This is a genomic window from Streptomyces sp. NPDC051109 (assembly GCF_044455885.1).
GTDB lineage: Bacteria > Actinomycetota > Actinomycetes > Streptomycetales > Streptomycetaceae > Streptomyces.
Genome location: NZ_JBITFF010000013.1, coordinates 183,846 through 210,289, shown reverse-complemented (window position 1 = coordinate 210,289; position 26,444 = coordinate 183,846). Strand labels below are relative to the sequence as shown.

22 protein-coding genes and 5 tRNA genes are annotated in these 26,444 nt (G+C 72.4%); 16 read left to right on the top strand and 11 right to left on the bottom strand.

From position 1 onward, the window contains the following. The first annotated feature begins 78 nt into the window (after positions 1 to 78). The 10 genes from ACIBAD_RS24270 to ACIBAD_RS24225 are packed head-to-tail and all read left to right on the top strand — an operon-like array spanning position 79 to position 11,089. Positions 79 to 1,605, top strand: coding sequence for an ABC transporter substrate-binding protein (locus tag ACIBAD_RS24270; RefSeq protein WP_398908330.1), 1,527 nt, complete (start codon positions 79 to 81; stop codon positions 1,603 to 1,605). Continuing rightward, positions 1,602 to 2,945 (top strand): lysine N(6)-hydroxylase/L-ornithine N(5)-oxygenase family protein, encoded by a 1,344-nt coding sequence (locus ACIBAD_RS24265; protein WP_398908328.1) that lies wholly within the window; start codon positions 1,602 to 1,604, stop codon positions 2,943 to 2,945. The genes ACIBAD_RS24270 and ACIBAD_RS24265 overlap by 4 nt, the downstream gene beginning before the upstream one ends. Positions 2,946 to 2,967: 22 nt before the next feature. Beyond that, on the top strand, positions 2,968 to 4,383 hold the full coding sequence (locus ACIBAD_RS24260) for a diaminobutyrate--2-oxoglutarate transaminase family protein (RefSeq protein WP_398908325.1): 1,416 nt from the start codon (positions 2,968 to 2,970) through the stop codon (positions 4,381 to 4,383). Next, positions 4,380 to 5,696: a SidA/IucD/PvdA family monooxygenase gene (locus ACIBAD_RS24255; RefSeq protein ID WP_398908323.1), complete on the top strand. Its 1,317-nt coding sequence runs from the start codon at positions 4,380 to 4,382 to the stop codon at positions 5,694 to 5,696. Before ACIBAD_RS24260 ends, ACIBAD_RS24255 begins: the two co-directional genes overlap by 4 nt. Positions 5,697 to 5,711: 15 nt before the next feature. Continuing rightward, positions 5,712 to 6,140 carry a cupin domain-containing protein gene (locus ACIBAD_RS24250; RefSeq protein WP_398908321.1) on the top strand — a complete coding sequence of 143 codons (429 nt, stop codon included), beginning with the start codon at positions 5,712 to 5,714 and terminating at the stop codon, positions 6,138 to 6,140. Next, a complete protein-coding gene (locus ACIBAD_RS24245; protein WP_134073120.1) occupies positions 6,137 to 7,345 on the top strand; it encodes an FAD-binding oxidoreductase in 1,209 nt (402 codons plus the stop codon). Before ACIBAD_RS24250 ends, ACIBAD_RS24245 begins: the two co-directional genes overlap by 4 nt. Next, on the top strand, positions 7,332 to 7,970 hold the full coding sequence (gene epsC, locus ACIBAD_RS24240; protein WP_134073118.1) for a serine O-acetyltransferase EpsC: 639 nt from the start codon (positions 7,332 to 7,334) through the stop codon (positions 7,968 to 7,970). The genes ACIBAD_RS24245 and epsC overlap by 14 nt, the downstream gene beginning before the upstream one ends. After that, a complete protein-coding gene (locus ACIBAD_RS24235) occupies positions 7,967 to 9,610 on the top strand; it encodes a class I tRNA ligase family protein (RefSeq protein WP_134073116.1) in 1,644 nt (547 codons plus the stop codon). Before epsC ends, ACIBAD_RS24235 begins: the two co-directional genes overlap by 4 nt. Then, positions 9,607 to 10,659, top strand: a complete 1,053-nt coding sequence (locus tag ACIBAD_RS24230) for a hypothetical protein (RefSeq protein ID WP_398908319.1) — start codon at positions 9,607 to 9,609, stop codon at positions 10,657 to 10,659. Before ACIBAD_RS24235 ends, ACIBAD_RS24230 begins: the two co-directional genes overlap by 4 nt. Beyond that, entirely contained in the window at positions 10,604 to 11,089 is a 486-nt protein-coding gene (locus ACIBAD_RS24225; RefSeq protein ID WP_398908317.1) for a rhodanese-like domain-containing protein, read from the top strand. The genes ACIBAD_RS24230 and ACIBAD_RS24225 overlap by 56 nt, the downstream gene beginning before the upstream one ends. 15 nt (positions 11,090 to 11,104) lie before the next feature. Here ACIBAD_RS24225 and ACIBAD_RS24220 read toward each other — a convergent pair whose 3' ends face one another. After that, entirely contained in the window at positions 11,105 to 12,088 is a 984-nt protein-coding gene (locus tag ACIBAD_RS24220) for a helix-turn-helix transcriptional regulator (RefSeq protein ID WP_134073110.1), read from the bottom strand. Positions 12,089 to 12,414: 326 nt separating this feature from the next. Here ACIBAD_RS24220 and ACIBAD_RS24215 point away from each other — a divergent pair, with 326 nt between their 5' ends. After that, a complete protein-coding gene (locus tag ACIBAD_RS24215) occupies positions 12,415 to 12,570 on the top strand; it encodes a hypothetical protein (RefSeq protein ID WP_166682072.1) in 156 nt (51 codons plus the stop codon). A gap of 49 nt (positions 12,571 to 12,619) precedes the next feature. Here ACIBAD_RS24215 and ACIBAD_RS24210 read toward each other — a convergent pair. From ACIBAD_RS24210 to ACIBAD_RS24185, 6 genes are all read right to left on the bottom strand, one after another. Further along, positions 12,620 to 12,692, bottom strand: a tRNA-Lys gene (locus tag ACIBAD_RS24210). Positions 12,693 to 12,854: 162 nt separating this feature from the next. Further along, the gene (locus tag ACIBAD_RS24205) at positions 12,855 to 15,125 is read right to left on the bottom strand and encodes a DEAD/DEAH box helicase (protein ID WP_398908315.1); all 2,271 of its coding nucleotides are present in this window, start codon (positions 15,123 to 15,125) and stop codon (positions 12,855 to 12,857) included. A 280-nt stretch (positions 15,126 to 15,405) separates the two neighbouring features. Further along, positions 15,406 to 15,918 (bottom strand): hypothetical protein, encoded by a 513-nt coding sequence (locus ACIBAD_RS24200; RefSeq protein ID WP_398908313.1) that lies wholly within the window; start codon positions 15,916 to 15,918, stop codon positions 15,406 to 15,408. Between the two features lie 207 nt (positions 15,919 to 16,125). Continuing rightward, positions 16,126 to 16,500 (bottom strand): CrcB family protein, encoded by a 375-nt coding sequence (locus ACIBAD_RS24195; protein WP_134073104.1) that lies wholly within the window; start codon positions 16,498 to 16,500, stop codon positions 16,126 to 16,128. After that, the gene (locus tag ACIBAD_RS24190) at positions 16,497 to 17,066 is read right to left on the bottom strand and encodes a CrcB family protein (protein WP_134073102.1); all 570 of its coding nucleotides are present in this window, start codon (positions 17,064 to 17,066) and stop codon (positions 16,497 to 16,499) included. The genes ACIBAD_RS24195 and ACIBAD_RS24190 overlap by 4 nt, the downstream gene beginning before the upstream one ends. Next, positions 17,063 to 17,413: a metallopeptidase family protein gene (locus tag ACIBAD_RS24185; RefSeq protein WP_030160118.1), complete on the bottom strand. Its 351-nt coding sequence runs from the start codon at positions 17,411 to 17,413 to the stop codon at positions 17,063 to 17,065. The genes ACIBAD_RS24190 and ACIBAD_RS24185 overlap by 4 nt, the downstream gene beginning before the upstream one ends. Before the next feature lie 126 nt (positions 17,414 to 17,539). Between ACIBAD_RS24185 and ACIBAD_RS24180 the strand changes: the two genes are divergently transcribed. The 3 genes from ACIBAD_RS24180 (at position 17,540) to ACIBAD_RS24170 (ending at position 17,824) form a co-directional block, all read left to right on the top strand. Continuing rightward, positions 17,540 to 17,612 (top strand) — tRNA-Glu (locus ACIBAD_RS24180). Between the two features lie 39 nt (positions 17,613 to 17,651). Next, a tRNA-Asp gene (locus ACIBAD_RS24175) sits at positions 17,652 to 17,725 on the top strand. Between the two features lie 22 nt (positions 17,726 to 17,747). Further along, a tRNA-Phe gene (locus tag ACIBAD_RS24170) sits at positions 17,748 to 17,824 on the top strand. A gap of 36 nt (positions 17,825 to 17,860) precedes the next feature. Here the strand turns inward: ACIBAD_RS24170 and ACIBAD_RS24165 are convergent. Together ACIBAD_RS24165 and ACIBAD_RS24160 are read right to left on the bottom strand one after the other, a co-directional pair. Further along, a complete protein-coding gene (locus ACIBAD_RS24165; protein WP_398908310.1) occupies positions 17,861 to 18,715 on the bottom strand; it encodes a cytochrome c biogenesis CcdA family protein in 855 nt (284 codons plus the stop codon). Then, positions 18,712 to 19,491 (bottom strand): thioredoxin domain-containing protein, encoded by a 780-nt coding sequence (locus ACIBAD_RS24160; protein WP_134073098.1) that lies wholly within the window; start codon positions 19,489 to 19,491, stop codon positions 18,712 to 18,714. The genes ACIBAD_RS24165 and ACIBAD_RS24160 overlap by 4 nt, the downstream gene beginning before the upstream one ends. Positions 19,492 to 20,068: 577 nt before the next feature. Between ACIBAD_RS24160 and hrpA the strand changes: the two genes are divergently transcribed. After that, positions 20,069 to 24,004: an ATP-dependent RNA helicase HrpA gene (gene hrpA / locus ACIBAD_RS24155; protein ID WP_398908307.1), complete on the top strand. Its 3,936-nt coding sequence runs from the start codon at positions 20,069 to 20,071 to the stop codon at positions 24,002 to 24,004. A 69-nt stretch (positions 24,005 to 24,073) separates the two neighbouring features. Beyond that, positions 24,074 to 24,147, top strand: a tRNA-Asp gene (locus ACIBAD_RS24150). Positions 24,148 to 24,651: 504 nt separating this feature from the next. On the opposite strand, the gene bldC is transcribed toward ACIBAD_RS24150, so the two are convergent. Together bldC and ACIBAD_RS24140 are read right to left on the bottom strand one after the other, a co-directional pair. Then, complete coding sequence (gene bldC / locus ACIBAD_RS24145) at positions 24,652 to 24,858, bottom strand: developmental transcriptional regulator BldC (protein ID WP_003949541.1); 207 nt, start codon at positions 24,856 to 24,858, stop codon at positions 24,652 to 24,654. 499 nt (positions 24,859 to 25,357) lie between these two features. Beyond that, positions 25,358 to 26,212: a hypothetical protein gene (locus ACIBAD_RS24140; RefSeq protein WP_208329017.1), complete on the bottom strand. Its 855-nt coding sequence runs from the start codon at positions 26,210 to 26,212 to the stop codon at positions 25,358 to 25,360. Between the last annotated feature and the right edge of the window lie 232 nt (positions 26,213 to 26,444).

The window sequence follows — 26,444 nt, the reverse complement described above, 5'->3', positions numbered from 1 at the left end:
GTGAAACATCCGGCGCCGCCCCGCACTTCGCCCGGCGCCCTTCCACTCCACACTCCACGACCGCGGAAAGAGCCCCACGTGCACGCCAACGACCCCGTGTTCCGGATGGGAATCACGGAGCCCACCGCCATCGACCCGTACAAGGCCCAGGAAGGGGAGGGGATCCTGGTCTGCAAGGCCCTGTTCACCGGGCTCCTCGCCCTCGACGAGGACGGCGCGCCGATCCCGGCCACCGCGCGGTCCTGGGAGAGCGATCCGACCGCCACGACCTGGACCTTCACGCTGCGCGCCGGCACCGTGTTCAGCAACGGCGAGCCGGTCACCGCGCACAGCTTCGTGCGCGGCTGGGCGCGGGCGCTGGACCCCGAGGCGAACACGGAGACCGCGTACCACCTGGCAGGCGTGGACTCCTTCACTGCGGTGGACGACACCACGCTGGTGGTCGAACTGTCCCAGCCGGACGTGCAGTTCGACCTGAAGACCCTCCAACCCATCTTCAGCCCGGTGCCGGAGTGCGCCGGCCCGGCGCTGAACCCGGAGTACAACGACATGCCGGTCGGCAACGGCCCGTTCAAGATGGCCGGTCCCTGGGAGCACGGGGTGGCCATCCGGCTGGAGCGCAACGAGCTGTGGGCGGGGCCCGCGCCGGAGGTGCGCGAGGTGCACATCGACATCCTCGACGCGGTCACCGGCCTGGACGACGAGTACGCCCGGTTCCTGGCCGGGGACTACGACTACGCCCGGATCCCCCCGGCGCGCACCGCCGAGGCGGCCGCTCTCGACGGCTTCCTGGAGCAGGAGGGCGCCGGCCTCTTCTACCTGATCCCGTTCTGCCACCAGGCGCCGATGGACTCTCTGGACGCCCGCCGGGCCCTGTCCGCGGCCATCGACCGCCAGGGGCTGATCGACACCTACTTCCAGGGGCGGCGCACCGCGGCCCACTCCCTGCTCTCCCCGTGGTTCGGCAAGGCCCACACCCCGCTCGCGGAGCTCGCCGCCGATCCGGACTCCGACTCCGGCTGGTCGGCCTTCGACCCCGCGCGGGCCCGTGCGGCGGCCCTGCGGGCGGGCCTCGGGCCCGTCAGCAGCGTCGCGTTCGCCTACAACACCGGCGCCGGGCACGACGACTGGGTCAAGGCCCTGGCCCGCGGCCTGGAGGAGGTCCTGGGCTGGCGGGTCGAGCTGCTGCGCACCGACGCCCGCGGGCTGGTCGACCACCGCACCTCGATCGCGGCGGCCGGGTTCTGCCGGGCCGGCTGGGCCTGCGACTACCCGACCCCCGACAACATGCTCTTCCCGCTGCTGCACTCCTCGTGCACGGCGCCCGACGCCGAGGGCACGGCCCACGGCGACAACGAAGGCCGGTACGCGAACCCGGAGTTCGACGCCCTCGTGGCGCGCGCCCGGGCTTCGACGGACCCCGCCGAGCGCGCCGACGCCTGGCGCCGCGCGGACCGTACCGCGATGGCGGACCTGGCGCTGATCCCGCTCTGGTACCGGACCGACCAGCGGGTCCACGCCGCCGGCCGGATCACCGGCCTGCGCATCGACTTCGACGGAAACCCCACCCTCACCACTGTCAAGGCAAGGAAGACCCCCCGATGAGTGCGAGCACGACTCCCGTCCACGACATCCTCGGCATCGGCTTCGGCCCGGCGAACCTGGCCCTCGCGATCGCCCTGGAGGAGCGCGAGTCGCCGCTGACGGCCCGCTTCCTGGAGGCCCGCCCGAGCCCCGAGTGGCAGCCCGGGATGCTGCTGGACGGCTCCGACATCCAGAACCACCCGAGCCGCGACCTGGTGACCCTGCGCAACCCGCGCAGCCGCTACACCTTCCTGAACTACCTGCACGAGCAGGGCCGGCTGCTGCGCCACCTCAACCTCCCCTCGGAGTTCCCGCTCCGCAAGGAGTACGCGGGCTACATCCGCTGGGCCGCCGGGTTCTTCTCGCACCTGGTCGACTGCAACCAGCGGGCCGCCCGCGTCGAGGTCGTCGAGGAGTCCGGCGAGCGGCTCTACGAGGTCACCACCATGTCGGGCAGCCGCTACCTCGGCCGCACGCTGGTGATGGGCCCGGGCCGCACCCCGTACGTCCCGGCCCCGTACGACACGCTGCGCACCCCGCGCGTCTTCCACCTGACCCAGTACCTGCCGAAGCTGGCGGAGCTGACCGGCGAGGGGCGCGCCCCCGAGTCGGTGGCCGTCATCGGCGGCAGCCAGAGCGCAGTCGAGCTCGCCCTGGACCTGCACCGCCGGTTCCCGCGCACCAAGGTGACCACGTACACGCGCTCGCACTCGCTGCGCCTGAAGGACACCAGCCCCTTCAGCGAGGAGGGCTACTTCCCCGAGTTCACCGAGTACTACTTCCGGGCCTCCCGCGAGGGCAAGAAGGCCCTGGACGCGTACATGCACGGCACGAACTACTCCTCCGCCGACGGCGACGTGCTGCGCGACCTCTACATGACGATCTACGAGCAGGAGCTCGACGGCGACCAGAAGGTGTTCGTCCGCGGCAACCACGAGGCCGTGGGCGTGGCCCCGGAGGGCGGGGACCGGATCGCCCTGGACTTCGTCGAGCGGACCACCGGCGAGCGGATCAGCGAGACCGTGGACTTCGCGGTCCTCGCCACCGGCTTCCGCAACATGGGCCCCGGCCCGCACGAGGAGCTGTGCCCGCCGCTGATGGCCCCGCTCGCGGAGCTCTTCGCCACCGAGCCGGACGGCCGCCTGCAGGTGTCCGCCGACTACGCGCTCGAACCGGTCGCCGACGGCACCCCGCCGCTCTTCCTGAACGGGCTGTGCGAATCCAGCCACGGCATCGGCGACGCGGGCTCCTTCAGCCTCCTGTCGCTGCGCGCCGCCACCCTCACCGACGCCCTGACCGCCCGCCTGACCGGCACCGCCACCACCGCCGCCGACCGCAGCGCCGTACTCGCCGCCGCCTGACCGGAAAGGTCCCCGTTTCCCCATGACCGCCACCCTCGACACCCCGGTCGCGTCGGACCCGCGCGGCTACACCGCCCCCGTGATCACCGGCCCGCTGCCCGGTCCGCGCAGCGCCGAGCTGCTGGACCGCCAAGTCGGCCGCGAGTCCAACTCCCGCTCCTACCCGCGCAAGCTGCCGATGGCGATCCGCCGCGGCAAGGGCTCGTACGTGGAGGACCTCGACGGGAACGTCTTCCTCGACTTCCTCAGCGGCGCCGGGGTGCTCTCCCTGGGCCACAACCACCCCGAGCCACTCGCGGCCGCCCACCGACAGCTCGACGAGTTCGTGCACGGGCTGGACTTCCCCACCCCGGTCAAGGACGAGTTCACCGACCTGACCATCGGGATGCTGCCGGAGCCGATGCGCGAGCGCACCCGGATCCACTTCTGCGGGCCGACCGGCGCGAACGCCGTCGACGCCGCCCTCAAGCTCTGCAAGACCGCCACCGGCCGCGAGGAGATCATCACCTTCCAGGGTGGGTTCCACGGGGCGACCCTGGCCGCGCTGAGCGTCACCGGGCTCGTCGAGCAGAAGGAGCCGGTCCGCGGCCGGATGCCGGGCGTGCACTTCTTCCCGTACTCCAACTGCCACAACTGCCCGCTCGGTCTGAAGCAGGACAACTGCCAGGTCAACTGCGCCGCGTTCCTGGAGAAGGCGCTGACCGACGTCAACGGCGGGATCACCCTGCCCGCCGCCGTGATCATGGAGCTGGTGCAGGGCGAGGGAGGGGTAATCCCCGCCGAGGTCGAGTTCGTCCAGCGGATCCGCGAGGTCACCCGGCGGCTCGGCATCCCGCTCATCGTCGACGAGGTGCAGAGCGGCTGCGGCCGCACCGGCACCTGGTTCGCCTTCGAGCAGTACGGCATCGAGCCCGATGTCGTGTGCGCCTCCAAGGCCCTGTCCGGCATGGGCCTGCCGGCCTCCGTGATCCTCTACGACGAGAAGCTGGACGTCTGGAAGCCCGGCGCCCACTCCGGCACGTTCCGCGGCAACCAGCCCGCGTTCGCCGCCGGCGTCGCCACCATGAAGGTCGTCCGCCGCGAGCGCGTCCTGGAGAACGTCCGGGCCCGCGCCGACCAGCTGATGGTCCACCTCCAGGGCCTGCGCGAGCTCAGCCCGTACGTGGCCGACGTGCGCGGCCTCGGCCTGATGACCGGCGTCGAGCTGACCGACCCGCAGACCGGGCTGCCCGCCGACAAGCTGGCCAAGCAGGTCCAGTGGGAGGCCGTCAGCCGCGGCCTGATCATCGAGCTCGGCGGCCGGGACGACTGCGTCGTGCGCATGCTGCCGCCACTGAACTGCTCGGCCCGCGAGATCGACCAGGCCGGCCGGATCATCCGTGAATCCCTGACCGCGGCCCTGGCCGCACTCGGCCTGACGACGGCGGGTGCCCGGTGACCACGCACGACACAGCCGTCCAGGACCTGGTGGTGGCCGGGTTCGGCCCCTCCGGGATCGCCCTGGCCGCCGCCGTCGAGGACCACGACGACGCCACCGGCGCCGCCCCGCTGGCCGCGCGCTACCTGGAGAAGGCCGCCGACTCCGCGTGGCAGCCCAACCTGGTCCTGCCCGGCACCGACATCCAGCACCACTTCCTGCGCGACTTCGCCACCCCGCGCGACGCCCGCTCCCGCTTCACCTTCCCCCACTACCTCCAGCAGAGCGGCCGCTTCTACCCGTTCACGCTGATGGGCGGCTACGTCAGCCGCCTGGAGTGGTCGGACTACGTGCAGTGGGCCGCCGGCCAGGTCCGCGGCCCCGTCGACTACCACCGCGAAGTGCTGAGCGTCGAACCCGTCACCGGCACCGACGGCCGCGTCCGCACCGCCCGCGTACTCTCCCGGGACACCCGCGACGGCTCCCTGCACACCGTGGAGGGCCGCAACATCGCGCTCGCCACCGGCCACGAGGCGTACGTACCCGAGCTGTTCCGCCCGCACCTGGGCGAGCGGGTCTTCCACGCCTCGAAGCTCCTGCCGGGACTGGCCGCCCTGGGCGACCGGCCGCTGCGCAGCATCGCCGTCATCGGGGCCGGGCAGACCGCCGGCGAGATCGTCCTGCACCTGGCGGCCCAGCACCCTGACGCACAGATCCACTCGGTGGTACGGCACGCGGGCTTCCGGATGTACGAGCTCGGCCACTTCAGCAACGAGGTGTACTTCCCCGACGAGACCGACTACTTCTACGGACTCGAAGGCGAGCAGCGCGAACGCGCCCTGGACCAGGCCCGGGCCACCAACTACGCGGCCGTGGACCCCGACGTCTCCACCGCCCTCTACCAGGCCGTCTACCAGGACCGGTTCACCGGCCGGCAGCGCCTGCACATGCACAAGCGCACCGAGGTCACCGCCGTGGACCGGGCCCCGGACGGGCGGGTGCTGTTGCGCACCGGCGAGGTGTTCACCGGCGAGGGCGGCCTGATCGAGGCCGACGCCGTGATCGTCTGCACCGGCTACCGCGAGGCGGCCCTGCCCCGCCAGCTCGCCGCCCTGGTCCCGTACCTGCGCCTGGACCCGCAGGGCCGCCCCGAGGTCACCCGCGCCTACCGCGCCCGCACCACCGGCGACTGCGAGGTGGGGATCTACCTCGACGGACTCACCGAGTGGCGGCACGGCATCGGCAGCGCCACCTCCTTCAGCCAGATGGCCGCCAAGGCCGACACCATCCACCGCGACCTGCGCGCACGCCTGCGCCGGCCCGTCGCCGCCTGATTGGACCCGTACGCGATGCACATCTTCACCGCCCACGAGGACGACATGGTCTTCGAGGAGCCCTACAACGTCAGCGGCCGGCGGATCTTCCCCTGGCCCGAGGCCGTCGAGGAGCCCAACTGGGGCGGCGCCTGGGTCGACGTGGCGCCCGGCGCCACCTCCACCCCGCACGACCACGACGAGAACGAGATGTTCTTCATCGTCGAAGGCAGCGGGGTCATGCGGATCGGAGCGGAGACCCGCCGGGTCCGCGCCGGCGAGACCGTGTTCATCACCCCGCTCCAGGACCACGACCTCACCAACGACGGGGACGTCCGGCTGCGCTTCGTCACCATCTGGTGGGGCGGCTCGGACGCCGTGGCCCGGGACCGCGCCAAGTGGGCCGCCGCGTTCGGCATCACCGACCCGGGCGCCGCCACGCAGGACCGGAGCGTGGACGCATGAGTCCCATCGTCCACGCGCACGCCGACGCCATCGTCGTCGGCGGCGGGGTGATCGGCGCGGCCATCGCGCACCAGCTCGCCCTCGCCGGCATCGGCCGGATCGTCCTGTGCGACCAGGGCCGGGTCAACGCCCAGGGCGCCACCTCCCGCTCCGGCGGGCTGCTGCGGCTGCACCACACGGCCGTCGCCGACACCCGCCTCGCCGCCCGCAGCCTGCCCGTCTTCGAGCAGTGGTCGGACGTCATCGGCGGCGACTGCGGCTACCGCCGCACCGGCTTCGTCATGATCGTCGGCGAGAACCACGCCGAGGACCTGCGGTACAACGCCGCCGCCTCCGCGGACGCCGCCGGATACCGCCGCGTCGAGGTCATCGACGCCGCCGAACTGAAGGAGATCTACCCCGGCCTGCGGACCGAGGGCGTCGCCCTCGCCGCGTACGAGCCCGAGGGCGGGTACGCCGACCCGATGGCCGCCTCCGCCTCGCTGCTCACCGCCGCCTACCGGCTCGGAGTGTCCCCCTCCGAGGGCATCCGCGCCATCAAGGTGCTGGAGAGCGCGGGCACCGTCACCGGCGTCCTCACCTCCATCGGCCGCATCGACGCCCCTCTGGTCGTCCTCGCCGGCGGCGCCTGGGGCTCCGCCCCGGCCGAGCACCTCGGCATCCACATCCCCGTCACCGCGCGCCGGATCGGGCTGGCCCAGGCCGAGCTCCCGGGGGCGGGCCGGCGCGGGTCGGCGGCCTCCGTACCGACCTGCATCGACGACACCACCGGCAGCTACTTCCGGCCCGACGGCCTCAACCGCTTCTACTTCGGCGTCCCCAGCAAGCCCGACACCGAACTGGGCCGCGACGTGGAGCCGCTGACCGAGGCCGAGCTGGAGTCGGCGATCGCCGCGATCGCGGACCGCGTCCCGGCCGCCGCCACCGCCCCGCTCGCCGGCACCCGCTCCGGGCTCGACGGCTACACGCCCGACAAGCGCCCGGTCGTGGGCGCGGCCGGCCCCGACGGGCTGTACCTGGCCCTCGGATTCAGCGGCGGCGGCTTCAAGCTGGCGCCCGCGGTCGCCGAGCTCGCCGCCAAGGAGATCACCGAGGGCGGGGCCGTCCCCGGGAAGGCCGTCCAGGAGCTGCTGGAGCCCTACCGGCCGCAGCGCTTCCTCGCGGGCCGCCCGATCCGTCCGGAGGCCCCGTATGACCACATGTGAGACCCGCCCGGAGGCCGAAGTGCGCCGACCGCTGCGCGAGGTGCTGCGCGAGGACGTGCAGACCGTCCTCGCCAAGGACCCGGCCGCCGCCTCCCGCGCCGAGGTGCTGCTCTACCCGCACATCCACGCCTTGTGGACCTACCGCGTCGCGCACTGGCTCTGGGGCCGCGGCCACCGGGTCAGCGCACGCGCCCTGTCCCTGCTGGCCCGCGCCGTCTCCGGCATCGAGATCCACCCCGGGGCCCGGATCGGCCGCCGCTTCTTCGTCGACCACGGCACCGCCGTCGTCATCGGCGAGACCGTCCGGATCGGCGACGACGTGATGCTCTACCACCAGGTCACGCTCGGCTCGGTCGGCTGGTGGAAGGACCTGCGCCGCCCCTCCGGATCCCGCCGCCACCCCGTCGTCGGCGACCGCGTCGTCATCGGCACCGGGGCCAGCGTCCTCGGCCCGGTCACCATCGGCGCCGACTCCCGGATCGGCGCGCACTCGGTCGTCCTCGACGACCTTCCGCCGCGCAGCCGCGTCGTCGCCGCCGCCTCCGCCGCCCTGCCGCCGCTCGACACCGCGGCCCCCCTCGACTCCTCCGCCCTGACCGTCCCCGAAGGAACCCACGCATCATGACCTCGTACGTCGTCACCAGCGCCCCGCCGAACCCGAACGGCGACCTCCACCTCGGCCACCTCTCCGGCCCCTTCCTCGGCGCCGACGTCCTGACCCGCCACCTGCGCCAGCGGGGCCACGACGTGCGCTACGTGGGCTACTCCGACGAGCACTCCTGCTACGTACCGCGCAGGGCCGCCGAGATCGGCTCCACCGCGTACCCGACCGCGAAGCTCTTCGGCGACCGCATGGAGGAGACCCTCTCGCTGGGCGCCATGCACCACGACTGGTTCACCCGCCCGCTCACCGACTCCACCCACACCGAGTTCGTGCAGCGCTTCTTCCTCGAACTGTGGGAGTCCGGTGGCCTGGAGGTGCAGGAGCTGCCCGTCTTCCACTGCGCGCCCTGCGAGCGGTACCTGTACGAGGCGGAGGTGCGCGGCGAGTGCCAGTTCTGTGCCGAACCCTCCGACGGCGTGTACTGCGAGGCCTGCGGACTGCCCCAGGACCCGGCCGGGCTCGCGGCCCCCCGGTGCACCGCCTGCTGGAACGCCCCCGAGACCACGACCATGCGCCGCATCGTCTTCCCGCTGGAGCGCTACCGCGAGCGCCTCCGGGCGTACTACGCCGAGGCGCAGGCCAAGGCGGAGTGGCGGCCACGGCTGGTCTCCTACCTGGACGGCCTGTTCGAGCGGGCCCTGCCCGACACGGCGATCAGCCGCGAGGCCGACTACGGCATCCCGGTCCCACTGCCCGGCTGGGAGGGCCACGTCCTCGACACCTGGTTCAGCGGCATCTGGGGCTACGCGGCGGGCACCGCCCGGGTCGCCGAGGCGAACGGCGACCGCTCGGAGTGGGAGCGGCTGTGGACCGACCCCGAGACCCGGATCGTCAATTTCATCGGCTTCGACTGCTCGTTCTCGCACGCCGTGCTGTGGCCGGCGCTGCTGCTCGCCCAGGGTGGACTGACCCTGCCCGCACAGGTGGTCATCAACGAGTTCTACCGGCTGGAGGGCGACAAGTTCTCCACCAGCCGCGGCCACGCGATCTGGGGCGGCGAGTTCCTGCGCCGGGTCAACGCGGACGCGCTCCGCTTCCACCTGTGCCTGACCGGCCCGGAGCGGGCGCAGAACAACTTCTCCATGAAGGAGTTCGCGGACACCCTCAGCACCGTCCTCGCCGGCGGTCTGGAGCGGTGGACCGACACCGTACTGGACCTGCTCGCGCAGGACTTCGACTCCGTCGTGCCGGCCGCCGGGCCCGCAGACGGCCCGCTGGCCGCCGAACGCGCCGCGCTGCCCGGGCAGATCACGGCCGCGCTCGGCGCCGAGGCGTTCTCCCCGCAGCGCGCCGCCGACGTCCTGGCCACCGTCATCGAGCGGGCCGACGCCGACCTGCGGCAGCTGGCCCTGCTGCGGGCCGCCGGACCGCGCTCCGAGTACGCCGGGCGGCTCGCGGCGCACGTGGAGCTGCTGGCCGCGGTCGCGGTCACCGCGGCTCCGCTGATGCCGGGCTGGTCCGCGTTCCTCGCCGGGCACCTGGGCCTGCCGGTGGACCTCGCCACCCGGATGCCCGTGTGGGACGGCGTGGAGGGGCGGCTGCTCGCGGAGGGCGCGGCGCTGCCAGCCGCCACCCCGCTGTTCTTCCACGAGTTGTCGTGACGCGTACGGACACCTGGTCCGCGGGCGCCGCGAAGGCGCTGGGCGCGGTCCTCGGCGCCGGGGCCCTGCTGCTCCCTGCGGCCCTCTCCCCGCAGCCCGGCCCCTGGACCGGGATCGCGGTGGCGGGCGTGCTGGCCGGCTGGTGCCTGCTGGTCGCCGCCGCCGGCGGTACGGAGGATTCCGGGCCCGTGGCCTTCGTACGGGACCGCCTCGGCCCGGGGCCGGCCCGCGCGGCCACCGCCCTCTACTTCGGCGGCTTCGCCACCGGGCAGGCCTGCGTGGCCCTGGGCGCCGCCGAGTTCACACCGCTCGGGGACTCCGGCTGGCGGACGTACGCGGTCGCCGCCGGGGTGCTGTGCAGCGCCGCCGCGTACGCCTGGCGCGTCCCCCGGGGGCTCTCCCCGGCGGGGCGGCGGCTTCGACTGGCCGCGGTGCTGGCGCTGGCCGTCTCCTGGCGGGTCCTCGGCGGACCCCTGCCCGGACCGGGAACCGACGGCTGGGCAGGAGGCCGGACCGGAGGCTGGACCGGGGCCGCCCTGCTCGCGGCCGTACCCCTGCTCTTCGGCTGGGTCGGCCTCGAAGGGGCGGTCCCCGCCCTGCCGCGGCGGCGCGCCCTGGGCGGAGCCCTGCTCGGCATCGCACTCGCGGCCGCGCTGTACGCCGTACTGCTGGGCCCGCCGGCCACCGCCGCGCAGACGGCGCCCCCGGCTGCGGCAGCCGCCCTCGGGCTCGGCTCCGCCGCGCTCTGCTGGACGTACTGCCGTACCAACCTCCAGGCCACCGCCGCCCGTTGGACCGAGCTGACCGGCCGGACCCGGCGCGGCGGGCTCGCGGCCGCGGGCCTGACCGCCCTCGCGGTGCTCGCCGTCGGGCGGGCCGCCCGCTGGGACCTGCCCGTCCTGCTCATCGGCCCCGGTGCAGCCACCGCGGCCCTGTACACCCTCATCGCCGTGGCGGCCGTACGCCGCCCCCGTCCTCAGGAGCCCACCGACCATGACCACTCAGACCGTTTCCGCGTCCTCGAAGGTGCTGCGCGTTCCGCCGGCTGACCCGGCGACCGCCGCGGCCCACTTCCACCGCCGCTTCACCTTCGAGGCCGACGTCGCCGACGTGCACGCGGACGTGGAATCCGGCGCCGGGGGCTTCGTCCTCGTCGACAGCCGCAGCGCCGAGGCCTGGGCGCAGGGCCACATACCGGGCGCCGTGCACCTGCCCACCGACGAGATCGGGACGCGCGCCGCCGAACTGGTGGCGCCGGGCAGCGTGGTGGTCACCTACTGCTGGGGCCCGGGCTGCAACGGCGCGACCCGCGCGGCGTACGCCTTCGCGAGCGCCGGGTACCAGGTCAAGGAGATGCTCGGCGGCTTCGAGTACTGGTCCCGGGAGGGTTTCCCGGTCGAGGACTCCGCCGGCACCCGCCAGTCGCCGCCGGACCCGCTGACGGCCCCGGTCGGGGAGGGCGCGGCCTGCGGCTGCTGAGCCGGGACGGCCTGCTCACAGCAGGCCTTCCTCGACGGCCCGCTGCCCGAGCTGGAAGCGGCTCTGCGCGTCCAGCTTCTCCATCAGCTCCGAGATGAGCCGCCGCTCGCTGCGCAGGGAGATCCCGAGCCGGCGCGCGGCGGCCTCGTCCGTATAGCCCTGGGCCAGCAGGCGCAGCAGCTCCCGCGGCTGCGAGCCGGGGTCCTCCAGGCTGCGCCGGGGCGGCTCGCCGAAGGGGGTGGCCGTCTCCCACACCGAGTCGAACAGCGCGCAGAAGGCGGCGACGGCGCCCGGCTCGCGCAGCAGCACCGCGCCCTGCGCACTGTCCGCCGGGTCGATCGGCATCAGCGCGAACTCCCGGTCGGCGATGACCATGCGCATCGGCAGCGAGGGAGCCGTCCGCACCTCGCCGCCCCGCTCGGTCAGCCAGCGGGCGTGCTCCAGGCTGCCGGCGTCGTTGCGGATGGCGTCCTGGTAGACGGTCCGGATCTTCACGCCGCGCGCGATGAGGTCCTCGGTGATCGGCTCGCTGGCCTTGAACTGCGCGGCGGGGACCGGCCCTCCGGGATGGAAGCTGATCGACTCGCGGCGGGTCCGGGCGGACATGTCGCTGAGCTTGGCCCGGACCGCCTCGACGCCGAGGAACCGCTCGGCCTCGTGCGCGGGTGGGGCCGGGTGGAGTTCGGCGTACTGCGACAGCAGCGCGCTCGCGGCGGCCTGGCTCTCGGCGAGGGCGCGGTGGCGCTGGGCGATCTCCGCCTGCTGATGGGCGAGCAGCGAATCGAGCGCGGCCTTCGGGTTCACCGCCCGCAGCCGCCCGTCGGTCCGCCAGGACGGCGCGAGGAGGGAGAGCCGCGTCAGCTCCTCCAGGTCCGCGCGTACGTCGCCCTCGGAACCCGCGAGTTCGGCGGCGACATCGGCGACGGCGATGTCCGGCCGTCTGAGGACGAGGCGGTAGAGCGCGTCGGAACGTTCGGTCAGCCCAAGAGAAACCAACAAGAGGAGCCCCCCAGCTCGCGGTTCGGAGCGGCAGCACGACTGTGAACCTGAACCGACAACGCTGGCGGCTGCGGCCCCTCCGACGGGCCGATCTTGCACCCTGGATTGTCCATACCAGCCAGCGACCGCACAAACACCGTCCATCACGCGGACACGGCGAGCGGCCTGGCACGGATATGTCAGATCGCTTTGTGCCAGCTCAAACCGGCGACACGGCCCTGCCCTCCTCGGCACGATGGCGGCATGCCGGAGCGAGAGATCCGGCCAAACACTCCCGCCCCGTCCGCATCCGCATCCGCACCGGCCCGATAAGAGGCACCGTCACCATGCGTCGCAAGTTCGTCACTCTGATCACCGTCACCGCCGCCGCCCTGATCGCCGTGATCGCCACCGGCACCGCGGGCCAGGCCCAGAACCTCGCGTCCCCGCCCAAGGACCCGGGCTGGTCGGTGTCGGCCCCCCAAGACCCGGGCTGGTCCTGAAAACCCGAAGCGCCCCACCCGGGAATCGGGTGGGGCGCTTCGTGAGCTGTAGGCCATGTCGGACTCGAACCGACAACCAACGGATTAAAAGTCCGCTGCTCTGCCAATTGAGCTAATGGCCCGCGCGTGCTCACCCCAGAGCATAGCCGGAGACCAACCGTCAGCCGATCGAGTATCGGCTGACCGGGCCCGGCGCGGCTCACAAAACGCAAACAGGGCCCCCACGACGGTGTCGTGGGGGCCCTGTCAGGCAGTCAGCTCAGCTGCCGGCGCGAGGGGCCGGATCAGCCGTTGCGCTTCCAGCGGGGCTTGTCGTCGCGGCGGCCGCCGAAGGAGCCGGTCGAGCCGGAGCCGGAGGGGCGGTTGTCGTCGCGGCGGCCGTACGGGCGGTCGCTGCCGCCGGCGCGGAAGCCGCCCGACGGACGGTCGTCGCGGCGGAAGCCGCCACCACGGTTGTCGTCACGACGGTCGTCGCGGCGGAAGCCGCCACGGTCGCCACCGCGGTCGTCACGGTTGAAGCCACCCGACGGGCGGTCGCCGCCGGAGCGGAAGCCGCCCGAGGGACGGTCGCCGCCGGAGCGGAAGCCACCGGAGGGACGGTCGTCGCGGCGGAAGCCGCCACGGTCGCCACCGCGGTCGTCACGGTTGAAGCCACCCGACGGGCGGTCGCCGCCGGAGCGGAAGCCACCGGAGGGACGGTCGTCGCGGCGGAAGCCGCCACCGCGGTTGTCGTCACGACGGTCGTCGCGGCGGAAGCCGCCACCACGGTTGTCGTCGCGGCGGAAGCCGCCACGGTCGCCACCGCGGTCGTCACGGTTGAAGCCGCCCGACGGACGGTCGTCGCGGCGGAAGCCGCCACGGTCACCGCCGCGGTCGCCACCACGGTCGTCACGACGGTTGTCGCGGCGCTCGTAGTTGCCGCGGTCGTCGCGGGCCTGGAAGGACGGACGCTCCTCGGCGGCCGGCGTGGCCGCGACGGCTGCCGCGACCTCGGCCTCGGCGGCCTCGACCACCTCGGCGACAGCGGCCTCCGGGTCCTCGCCGCGCTCACGGGCGGAACGGGCGACCAGGCGGTCGGCCTCCTCGCGCAGCTCGGCGGCACGGCGCGTCAGACGCTCCAGCTGCTTGGTGAGGTCGGCGACCTCACGCTCGGCCTGCTTGGCGGCGTTGTTCGCGGAGTCGGCCTGGACCTCGGTGAGCGAACGCGCACCGGTGATCTCGGCGACCTCCGGGTCGAAGGCACCGGCGCCCTGGACGATGTGGCGCGAGGCGTCGACGCCCGCGTCCTCCATCAGGCGGAAGATCTGGCGGCGCTGGTGCGGCAGGGCCAGGGAGACCACGACGCCCGACTTGCCGGCGCGGGCGGTACGGCCCGAGCGGTGCAGGTAGTCCTTGTGGTCGCCGGCCGGGTCCACGTTGAGGACCAGGTCGATGCCGTCGACGTGGATGCCGCGGGCGGCGACGTCGGTCGCGACGAGCGCGTTGACGTAGCCGTCCTTGAAGTCCGCGAGGACGCGGGTACGGGCGCCCTGCGTCATGCCACCGTGCAGCGCGTCGGCCTTCACGCCGGCCTCGACGAGCTGCTCGGCGATGCGGTCGGCGCCCAGCTGGGTGCGGACGAAGATGATGGTGCGGCCCTTGCGGGCGGCGATGGCGGCCGTGACCGGCGCCTTGTCCTTCGGCTTCACGACGAGGACGTGGTGCGTCATGGTCGTGACGTTGCCCTGCGCGCTGTCGACCTCGTGCGTGACGGGGTTGGACAGGTAGCGCTTGACCAGGGTGCCGATCTCGTTCTCCATGGTGGCGGAGAAGAGCATGCGCTGGCCGCCGCCGGGGATCTGGTCGAGCAGCTCGGTGACCTCGGGCAGGAAGCCCAGGTCGGCCATCTGGTCGGCCTCGTCGAGGACCGCGATCTTGACGTTCTCCAAGGAGCAGGCGCCGCGGTTGATGATGTCGCGCAGGCGGCCGGGGGTGGCGACGACGACGTCGACACCGCGCTCCAGGGCGTAGATCTGGTTGCCCATGGAGGTACCGCCGCAGACGACCTTCATCTTCAGGCCGAGCACGTCGCCGTAGGGCTGGAGGGCGTCCGCGACCTGCATCGCGAGCTCACGCGTCGGCGTGAGGATGATCGCGCGGGGCTTCTTCTTCTCGGTGTGGCCGCCGGCCAGCGAGGCCAGGGTCGGCAGACCGAAGGAGAGGGTCTTGCCGGAGCCGGTGCGGCCGCGGCCGAGGATGTCCTTGCCGGCCAGGGCGTCCGGGATGGTCGCGGCCTGGATCGGGAAGGGGGCGGTGACACCGTTCTGGGCGAGCTTGCGCACGATGCCCTCGGGCAGACCGAGGTCGCCGAAGGTGATGCCGGGCTCGGCGTCGGCGTCGTCCGCCTCGGCGTCGGTGGACTGGTCGGTCGTCACGTCGGCCTCAAGGGCCTCGATGATCTCGTCCGCCTCAGCGGCCTCGATCGCCTCGGTGACCACAAGGGCCTCGACGGCGTCGACGATCTCGTTCGAGTCGTTCTCGGGCATGACGGCACGGTCAGAACTGGAAATGGACATGCGAAATGCGAAACCTTCCGGAGTCTCGGCACGCGCCCAAACTCCGTGAATCGCAAATCGACCGCCTCAATGCGGTCAGCCACGGCTAGGGAGAGTACGCGCCACACGGCGCTCTTCGGATTCGGCGCCGGGCAATGGGATCAAACGATCTATAACCATACGCACCCTCCCCCGGGTCTGGCAAGTCGCTCCGGCCAGAACGCCCTGACCTGCGACGATCCACCCGATCCGGGAAGACCGGCCCCCGCCCCACGCCACCCCCGGAGGCCGCCGACCGCCGCTAAGTGGCCGACGCGCTGGGCTCCGGAGCGGGGGGCGTCGGGGCCGGCGGAGTGGGCGAAGTCACGGGCGGCTCCGGGGTCGGCGACTGGACCGGCGGCGGCGTGACGTGCGTCCCACCGGAACCACCGCTTCCGGATCCGCCCGAGGTCGGCTGCTGCCCACCCTGGCCGCCGGGTCCGCCGCCCGGACCGGCCGACGGCGAGGGGGCCCCGGGACGGCCGGCGGGCACGCCCGGGCTGGGGGAGGCCCCGGTGGCACCGGACGCCTTGCCGTCCTCGGCCGGCTTCCCGTCCGCGCCCGGCGCGCCCGGCTTCGAGCCGTGACCGTTGCCGTGGACCCCCGACCCCCTGCCGGAAGCGGAACCGCCGGCCGCCTCCGCGGCCGCCTTGCGGTCAGCCGACGAGGAGGGCCCGGGCTTCGCCCCGTCCTCGCCGACGCTCATGCAGCCCGCCGAGGCCGCGACCGCGAGCACGGCGGCGGCCAGCCGGAGGGAAGCGGACAACTGGCGCACGGGGCACCTCCTGGGGGTCCCCCGGCGGCAGCCGGGGTGGGCGGTCAGGGTCCGCGGTGAGCGGGTCAATGTGCCCAACTCCCTTTGCCCCGTAAGAGACACGCCCTTGGGGACACCGCCTGTCCGCAATCCGCCGGCCCCGCCCGCCCGCGCACCGGCACCCGCGCACCACCCGCCCACCGGACGGCTGGGCGAACACCGGACGGCTCAGGCGAACAACTGCCGCGCCACCTGCGACCCCAGGGTCACCGCGCCCAGCCCCGCCAGCACCGAGGCCGCCACGTTCGCCGCCGCCAGGAACCGCCAACCGCGCTCGTACAGCCGCAGCGTCTCGTACGAGAACGTCGAATACGTGCTCAGCGCCCCGCAAAGCCCCGGCCCGAGCAGCAGGTTCAGCCGCGCGGAGGCCGCGCCGGCCAGCACCGCCCCGGTCAGCGCCCCGAGCACGAGGCACGCCCCCGCGTTCACCACCAAGGTCCCCCACGGGAACACCGAATCGTGCCGCGCCTGCACCGCACGGTCCGTCAGATAGCGCAGCGGCGCCCCCACGACCGCGCCCACCACCACCAGCAGCCAGTTCACGCACGCCCCCGCAGACCGCCCCGTACGGACAGACCCGTCGCGAGGCGGGTCGCCGCGGCCCCCGCCCACACGGCGCCCAGCGCCGCCACCACCGTGAGCCCGGCGTACGCCAGCGCGCGCCCGGCCTCCCCGGCGTCCAGCAGTCGGGAGAAGTCCACCGCGTACGTGGAGAACGTGGTGAACCCGCCGAGCACCCCGACCCCGACGAACGGCCGGACCAGCGGATGCGGGGCCGACCGGCCGCCCTCGCTGATGAGCACCATCAGCACCCCGATCAGCGCGCAGCCCGCCACGTTGGTCCAGAAGGTCGTCCACGGGAAGGCCCCGGGCCCGGCGGCCGGCCACAGCAGCGTGGCCCCGTACCGCGCCGAGGCGCCGAGCGCGCCGCCCGCCGCGATCGCCGCGAGCACCGGGCCGGGCCGCTCGGCGCGCTGCCCGGGCACATGGAGGTCGACGTCCGGATCGATGGCCTCCGAGCCCACGCCCGCGGCCGGATCCACGCCGGGGCCCGCGACTCCGCCCCCGGCTCGGCCCCCGCCTCCACCGCGCTGCTCCGACCCGGTCATCCGTAGCCCAGCGCGTGCAGCCGCTCGTCGTCGATCCCGAAGTGATGGGCGATCTCGTGCACCACGGTGACCTCCGTCTCCGCGATCACGCTCTCCCGGTCCTCGCACATCCGCAAGGTGGGGTTCCGGTAGATCGTGATCCGGTCCGGCAGCACCCCGGCGTACCACTCGCCGCGGTCCGTGAGCGGGGTTCCCTCGTACAGGCCGAGCAGCTCGGGATCGTCCGCCGGGGGTTCGTCCTCGACGAACACAGCGACGTTGTCCATCAGCCGCGTCAGCTCCGGCGGGATGCGGTCCAGGGCCTCTGCGACGAGCTCTTCGAACTCCTCGCGCGTCATCTCCAGCACCGGGCCATTGTCCCTCCGGCAGGGACACCTCCCGCATGCGGGGGAAACCGTTTTGGCGATAGCTCCCCGGATCCCATATGCTTCTCACGTCCCCGACGCGCTGGAAAGCGCCCAGGCGGGCCTTTAGCCCTCATCGTCTAGTGGCCCAGGACGCCGCCCTTTCAAGGCGGTAGCACGGGTTCGAATCCCGTTGGGGGTACGCATTACCGTGTGCAAGACTTGGTCTCGCACACTGCAAGGTCCTGTGGAGCAGTTGGTTAGCTCGCCACCCTGTCAAGGTGGAGGTCGCGGGTTCAAGTCCCGTCAGGATCGCTGAGGCCGGAAACGGTCTCGTGGCTGGGTAGCTCAGTTGGTACGAGCGATCGCCTGAAAAGCGATAGGTCGCCGGTTCGACCCCGGCCCCAGCCACCACAAGAAGGCCCCGTCCAGCGGACGGGGCCTTCTGCGTTACTCGGCCTCCCCGGTCCCGCCCTCCGGACCGGTACGACGACGCCACTGCGTCACGCCGACCGCCACCGCGCCCACCGCCACCAGCCCGAGCAGCGCCCGGTCCGGGACCGCGTCCGCGAAGGACCGGACCCGCTGCTCCACCGCGTACGAGTCGTCCACGTCGAGCAGCCCCGGCAGCGCGCTCGCCCCGTCGTACGCGAGGAACAGCGCGCCGAGGGCGATGAAGAACAGCCCCGACAGGAGCGAGGTGGTGTGCAGCTCGAACCGGCCCACCCGGACGGCCCGCCCGCGCAGCCAGCGCCGCCGGCCCAGGTCGAACCGCTCCCACAGCAGTGCCAGCAGGAACAGCGGTACGGCCATCCCCAGCGCGTACACCGCCAGCAGCAGGCCGCCGTAGACCGGGCTGGCGCTGACCGCGGCCACCGTCAGGACGCTGCCGAGGATCGGGCCGGCGCAGAACCCGGCCAGCCCGTAGACGGCGCCCAGCGCGTACACCGATACGGCGGTGGTCGGCCGGATCCGCCCCGACAGCTCCGAGATCCGCTTCGAAGCGAAGCCCAGGCCCAGGATCTGCGCGGCCCCGAGCGCGATGATCAGCCAGCCGCCGGCCAGGACGAGCCCGTCGCGGTGGCCGTGGAAGAACCGCCCGGCGTACGAGCCGGCCGCACCCAGCGGTACGAGGGTGCTGGCGAGGCCCGCGTAGAAGATCCCGGTCCGCGCCAGCAGCCGCGACGTGGAGTCGATCGAGTACGCGAAGAAGGCGGGCAGCAGCAGCGCGCTGCACGGGCTGAGCAGGGCGAGGAGGCCGCCGAGCAGGGCGGCCAGATAGCCGATGTCACCGACGCCGGTCACCGGGCGGCCTGCGGCTCGGCCTGGCCGCCGGCCTGCGCCTTGGCCTTCGTGATCGCCGCGGCGAAGGCGTCGAGCGGCTGGGCGCCGGCGATCGGCTGCCCGTTGACCAGGAAGGACGGGGTGGAGGTGACGCCGATGCGGTAGCCCTCCTCCTGGTCCTTCTGCAGGGCGGCCGCGGCGGCCCCGCCGGCCGTGTCCCGCTGGAACCGCTCCAGGTCCGGGACCCCGGCCTCGCGGGCCAGTTCCAGCAGCCGCGCCTGCCCGAAGCCCTTCTCCTTGGAGCCGTCGGCGTACGCGGCCGCGTGGAACTGCGCGAACCGGTCCTGCTGCCCGGCGGCCCAGGCGGCCTTGGCGGCCGCCTCGGAGTCGGCGCCGAAGATCGGGAAGTTGCGCCACTCGATGCGCAGCGTTCCGTCCTCGACGTACTTCTTCACCAGTTCGGGCTCGGTGTCGCGGGCGAACTTGCCGCAGTAGCCGCACTTGAAGTCGGAGTACTCGATCAGTACGACGGGGGCGTCCGCCCGGCCGGCGGCCAGCTTGTCGCCCGCCTCCCGCCGTGCCAGCTTCGCCAGCTCGGCGCGGACGTCCGAGCCCTTGGGCGGGGCCGCGGCGGAGGAGGTCCGGGCGGGCCTGTCCTCGGGCGCGGTGGCCTGCCAGGACACGATCCCGAGGGTGACGGCGGCGATCGCGACCCCGGCGGAGATCAGCAGCCGCTTGCGCGCGGAAGCGGAGGAAGAGGCGGACGAGGAAGAGGAACGCGGACGCGAAGAGGACATACGGGTGCTCCAGAGCTGCGGGTGGTGAATCGGACCGGCGGGAGGGCCGGTCCTCTACACCCGCATCACGGACAGCTCCACCGGACCCGGAGCCGGTTGGTCCGGCCCCCGTACGGGCACCCGCGCAGGCGGCGCCCGGTCCGCCCAGGCCTGTTCCACCGCCGGCCGCCCCACCGGGGCGTGCGCGTGCTCCCCGGCGCCCCGCGGCGGCACGCCCGGCGCCTGCCCGCGGTCCCGGCTCCCCGGATCACACGAGGGCCCCCGGTCGGCGGCCGCCACGGCGTGCTCCGGCGCAGCCGCCGGGGCGGCCGCCGAAGCAGCCCCCGAAGCGGACACCGCGCCCGAAACCGGAACAGAAGCAGAACCCGGAACCGGAAGCGCCGCCGCAGGCACCGCACACCCCACCAGCACCGCGAGCACGGCAGCGAGCAGCCACCACACACCACGGGCGCGGGACATGGCAGGCCTCTCACTCGGTCAGCGGGTCGGTTCAGGCGATCTCGTCCCGAAATGGTACGGGGAGGGGGCACAAATGCGTTCGCCACCCGGCGCCCGCGGGTGAGATCCTCGATCAGGTATGTCTACTTCCTTCGCCGCCCTGCAGACGCTTCTCGGTGAGATCTCCCTCCGTGACGCGCACCGCCTCGGCCGTCGCCTCGAAGGCGCCCGCCGCATCCGAAAGCCCGAGGCCAAGCAGGCCGTGCTCGACGAGATCGCCGCGGAGGCCGAGAAGGCCGCCGCGCGACTGGCCGGCCGTGCCTCGCGGATGCCGGAGGTCACGTATCCCGAGAACCTGCCCGTCAGCCAGAAGAAGGACGAGATCGCCGAGGCGATACGCGACCACCAGGTCGTGATCGTCGCCGGTGAGACCGGTTCCGGCAAGACCACGCAGATCCCCAAGATCTGCATGGAGCTGGGCCGCGGCGTCCGGGGCATGATCGGGCACACCCAGCCCCGCCGGATCGCCGCCCGCACGGTCGCCGAGCGGATCGCCGAGGAGCTCAAGTCCGAGATCGGCCAGACGGTCGGCTGGAAGGTCCGGTTCACCGACCAGGTGGACCAGGACGCGACCTTCGTGAAGCTGATGACCGACGGCATCCTGCTCGCCGAGATCCAGACGGACCGCGAGCTGCGCGCGTACGACACGATCATCATCGACGAGGCCCACGAGCGGTCCCTCAACATCGACTTCCTGCTGGGCTACCTGTCCCAGCTGCTGCCGAAGCGCCCCGACCTCAAGGTCGTGATCACCTCGGCCACGATCGACCCGGAGCGGTTCTCCCGGCATTTCGGCGAGGCCCCGATCGTCGAGGTCAGCGGCCGCACCTACCCCGTCGAGGTGCGCTACCGGCCCCTCCTGGAGGAGGACAGTGAGGAGAGCGACCGCGACCAGATCACCGCGATCTGCGAGGCCGTCGACGAGCTCCAGTCCGAGGGGCCCGGCGACATCCTGGTCTTCCTCTCGGGCGAGCGGGAGATCCGCGACACGGCGGACGCCCTGAACAAGCGGAATCTCCGCTTCACCGAGGTCCTCCCCCTCTACGCCCGCCTCTCGCACGCCGAGCAGCACCGCGTCTTCCAGCAGCACACCGGCCGCAGGATCGTTCTCGCGACCAACGTCGCCGAGACCTCCCTCACCGTCCCCGGCATCAAGTACGTGATCGACCCGGGCACCGCCCGGATCTCCCGCTACAGCCACCGCACCAAGGTCCAGCGCCTGCCCATCGAGCGAATCTCCCAGGCCAGCGCCAACCAGCGCAAGGGCCGCTGCGGCCGTACCAGCGACGGCATCTGCATCCGCCTCTACTCCGAGGACGACTTCCTCTCCCGCCCCGAGTTCACGGACGCCGAGATCCTGCGCACGAACCTGGCCTCCGTCATCCTCCAGATGACCGCGGCCGGCCTCGGCGAGATCGAGAAGTTCCCCTTCATCGACCCGCCGGACCACCGCAACATCCGCGACGGCGTCCAGCTGCTCCAGGAGCTCGGCGCGCTGGACCCCGCCGAGAAGGATCCCAAGAAGCGGCTCACCCCGATGGGCCGCCAGCTCTCCCAGCTCCCCGTGGACCCGCGCCTGGCCCGCATGGTCGTCGAGGCGGACAAGAACAACTGCGTCCGCGAGGTCATGGTCATCGCGGCGGCCCTGTCCATCCAGGACCCGCGCGAGCGGCCCTCGGACAAGCAGACGCAGGCCGATCAGAACCACGCCCGCTTCAAGGACGAGACCAGCGACTTCCTCTCGTTCCTCAACATGTGGCGCTACGTCCGGGAGCAGCAGAAGGAGCGCGGCTCGTCCTCGTTCCGCCGGATGTGCAAGCAGGAGTACCTGAACTTCCTGCGGATCCGCGAGTGGCAGGACATCTACTCGCAGCTGCGCACGGTCGCCAAGGGCATGGGCATCCACGTCAACGAGGGCGACGCCCCTGAGACGAGCGTGCACATCTCGCTGCTGGCCGGCCTGCTCTCGCACATCGGCCTCAAGGACACCGACAAGAACGAGTACCTGGGGGCCCGGTCCGCCAAGTTCGCGATCTTCCCGGGCTCGGCGCTCTTCAAGAAGCAGCCGAAGTTCCTGATGTCGGCGGAGCTGGTGGAGACCTCGCGGCTGTGGGCCCGGGTCAACGCCAAGGTGGAGCCCGAGTGGGTCGAGCCGCTCGCCCAGCACCTGATCAAGCGCACGTACAGCGAGCCGCACTGGGAGAAGGACCAGGCGGCCGTCATGGCGTACGAGAAGGTCACGCTGTACGGCGTGCCGATCGTCGCCCAGCGGAAGATCAACTACGGCCGGATCGACGCCGAGGTCTCGCGCGAGCTGTTCATCCGCAACGCGCTGGTCGAGGGCGACTGGCGCACGCACCACAAGTTCTACGCCGACAACCGCAAGCTCCTCACCGAGGTCGAGGAGCTGGAGAACCGGGCGCGGCGCCGCGACATCGTGGTCGACGACGAGACCCTCTTCGACTTCTACGACCAGCGGATCCCCGAGCACGTGGTCTCCGGGGCGCACTTCGACTCCTGGTGGAAGCACAAGAAGCGGGAGGAGCCGGAACTCCTCGACTTCGAGCGCGAGATGCTGCTCACCGAGAAGGCGGCCGGGGTCACGAAGGCCGACTACCCGGACACCTGGCGCCAGGGGCAGCTCAAGTTCCGGGTGACCTACCAGTTCGAGCCCGGCGCGGACGCGGACGGCGTGACCGTCCACATCCCGCTCCAGGTGCTGAACCAGGTCACCGACGAGGGCTTCGACTGGCAGATCCCGGGCCTGCGGGAAGAGGTCGTCACCGAGCTCATCCGGTCGCTGCCGAAGCCGATCCGCCGGCACTACGTGCCCGCACCGAACTTCGCGACCCGCTTCCTGGCCACGGCCGTGCCCCTGCAGGAGCCGCTGCCGGTCACCTTGGCCCGCGAGCTGCAGCGGATGGTCGGGGTCCCGGTCACCGCGGAGGACTTCGACCTCAGCCGGATCCCGGACCACCTGAAGATCACGTTCCGGATCGTCGACGAGCGCCGCAAGAACCTCGCCGAGGACAAGGACCTGGAGGCCCTGCGGCTGAAGCTGAAGCCGAAGGCCCGCCAGGCGCTCTCCAAGGCCGCCGCGGCCACCGCCGAGCGCGCCGGCGGGGAGTCGCTGGAGCGCACCGGGCTGACCGACTGGACGATCGGCACGCTGACCAAGGTCTTCGAGACCCGGCGGGCCGGCCAGCCGGTGAAGGCGTACCCGGCGCTGGTGGACGAGGGTGCGAGCGTGTCCGTACGGCTCTTCGACACGGAGGCCGAGCAGCAGCAGGCGATGTGGCTGGGCACGCGGCGGCTCATCCTGCTGAACATCCCGGTGAACCCGGCGAAGTTCGCCTCGGACCACCTGACCAACCAGCAGAAGCTGGCCCTGTCCCGCAATCCGCACGGCTCCATCCAGGCGCTGTTCGACGACTGCGCGACCGCCGCGGCCGACAAGCTCATCGCCGACCACGGCGGTCCGGCCTGGGACGAGGCGGCCTTCCGCGCCCTCTTCGAGGCCGTCCGCGCCGACCTGGTGGACACGACCGTGCGGACGGTGGCCCAGGTTCAGCAGGTGCTGGCCGCCTGGCAGGCCTGTGAGCGCCGTCTGAAGGCCACGAACAGCCTGGCCGTGGTGGCGAACGTGCAGGACGTCAGGACGCAGCTGGCGGCCCTCGTACCGGCCGGCTTCGTCACTCTGACGGGCCTGCGCCGGCTGCCGGACCTGATGCGCTACCTGGTGGCGGTGGACCGGCGGCTCCAGCAGATGCCGACGGGCGCCCAGCGCGACACCACGCGCATGCAGAAGGTCCACGAGATGCAGGACGAGTACGCATGGCTGCTGGAGCAGCTGCCGAAGGGCCGGCCGGTGCCGTCCGCGGTCACCGACATCCGCTGGATGATCGAGGAACTCCGGGTCAGCTACTTCGCGCACGCGCTCGGGACGGCGTATCCGATCTCCGACAAGCGGATCGTGAAGGCGGTGGACGCGGCGGCCCCGGGGCCCGCCCGCTGATCGGGTTCGACTGCACCCCCTGAGCTGGGGTACAGTCTGATTCGCAGCCGCCCAGCGGCCGCAAATCAAGGACCTGTGGAGCAGTTGGTTAGCTCGCCACCCTGTCAAGGTGGAGGTCGCGGGTTCAAGTCCCGTCAGGTTCGCAGGAAGAGCAGGGCCCGTATCCCCAAGGGATGCGGGCCCTGCTTCGTTTGGTCTGCCTGGAGGAGCCCTAGGGTGCCTCCGGAGCCCCGGCAGCCGCGGGAGTCCCGGGAGCCGCAGCGGCCACTCCGGACACCTGCGGCGAAAATCCCCCGTCCGCATGAGGCACTCTGCGACGCACGTCCCCTTACGGGTGCATTGCGGGTTGCACAAGAGTTACTGCCTGTGACGGGAGTCACCACATGAGTTTTCGAGACTCGCACATTTATGGCACCCATACGCGTGCTCGATTTAATATGTGCAATGGCACCCACTCTGCCGGACCTCCGCGCGCGCCCGATCCCGCCCCTCCCCGGGCATAAAAAAGATCGCGCTGGACCCGGCGGAGTCCAGCGCGATCCGACGACAAGAACCTGTTGGGGCAGGTCCAAGCGTTTGAAGCCTTTGGGTTTCATCGGATTGGGGGACCCGATTCAAGCCCGGTAAAGCGGGGTGCTTGCGCGACCTCAGGCCTCGCTGCGCTGCTGCGGAATGCCCGCGAGCAGTGCGCGAACCTCGGCCTCGCGGTAACGGCGGTGTCCACCCAGGGTGCGGATGGACGTGAGCTTGCCAGCCTTGGCCCAGCGGGTGACCGTCTTCGGGTCCACGCGGAACATCGTGGCAACCTCAGCCGGGGTCAGCAGCGGCTCGGCATCAGGGGTGCGAGCGGTCATGAGCGGCCTCCTCGGGAGAACCGAACCATCTCGGTTCTTTCCTCTAAATTCTGCACCTTGGCCCGCGTTGCCCGAAATGGACACACGCGGGCCGAGTCGGTTATAGGACGAACGGCTTGTCCTCGGCACTACAACTACACCATCCGTCCAGCCTCGACGGCCAAACCGATGGAATTGCCCTCCGAGGTGTTCATCAGCGGCGGAAGCCGATGGACCGCCCCATAACGGACAGTCACCCCACTGTGACGATCAGTCACAGAGCGATCAGGAGTCGTCAGGACCCCCCGTAGAGTGCAATGCCGAGCATTCCGCCCAAAGTTGGGTGGAAGGAACCCTCCCCGGACTCCTTGTCCTATTTTGGCACGAGGGTAGGGGAAGGGCGCAAGGGTGTAGATAGTGCGGTCCGTCACGCTTGAGTCAATGGCCCGTATCGGGACGTAGGTCCTGGAACTAAGGCCCGAATGTGGCGTGATCAAGAACCTGGGGGCCGCTCCGGAGGTCAATTCGCGAACAGTCTCTCCCGGACCTCCCTCCAGCGCTCCGCCAGCTCCGCGTACGCCTCCGCCGCCGCGGCCTCGTCCCCGGCCCGCAGCGCCGCGATCCCCACCGCCACGTCCCGGGCCGAGCGGTCGGTGCGCAGCCGGTCCGCCGGCAGCGCGTGGACCAGCCCCGCGTAGTCCAGCTCGACCATCGAGCGCGGGTGGAACTCCTCCAGCCAGCTGCCGACGTCCACCAGCCCCTCCGCGAGGCCCGCGTACCCCTCGGCCGCCCGCAGGATCCGCAGTGCCCGCGCGAGCCGCCGCCGGGCCTGCACCATCGGCGTCCGGTAGCGCATCCGCTCGCCCGGCAGGTACTCCCGCTCGTCGTCGGCCACCAGCACGAACCAGCGCAGCGGTACCTGCCACACCGCGGTACGGATCCACGGGCGCGCGTCCGGGTTCCGCTCGCGGAAGCGCTCGTACTCCTCGGCCGCCCGCCGCCGCGCCCCCGGCGGGAGCGCCGCGTCCAACACCGGCGGCGGGAACTGGCCGTCCAGCTCCTGGAGCGCCAGCCAGCCGCGCAGCCTGGTCCGCCACGGGCAGACCAGCAGCACCCCCTCCACCTCGGCCGTGAAGGCGTCCGCGCTCTCGTGCGCCGGCACCCCGACCACCGGGACCCGGACCAAGTCGGAGAGGGAGCGACGCAGTTCGTCCTGGGCCGTCGCCACCACGCCGCGCCGCGCGTACGAGGCCCAGTGCGTGCGCTCCGGCTCCGCGAAGGCCGCCAGGGGCTCGTAGACGCGCAGGTAGGAGGCGTACGGGACGGTCGGCGCGGAGCGCGCCGCGGGCAGCTTGGGGTCGGGGGATTCGCTCACGCTCTCGTCCTCCCCCGCCCCGCCGGGAGCTACTCGCCGGGCGCCCGCCGGCCCCGCGCCGGCCCCGCGGCGGCCCCGCGGCGGCCCCGCGGCGGGAGGCTCCCGTACTTCGGGAGTGTCCCGATCTCCGGACAGGTCGCCTGCGCACGGCCCGCAGGTCTTACTCTGCTCCCAGCACGCCCTCCCCCACCCGCAGGGCGGGCGTCATTCCGCCGCATCTCTTCCATGGGAG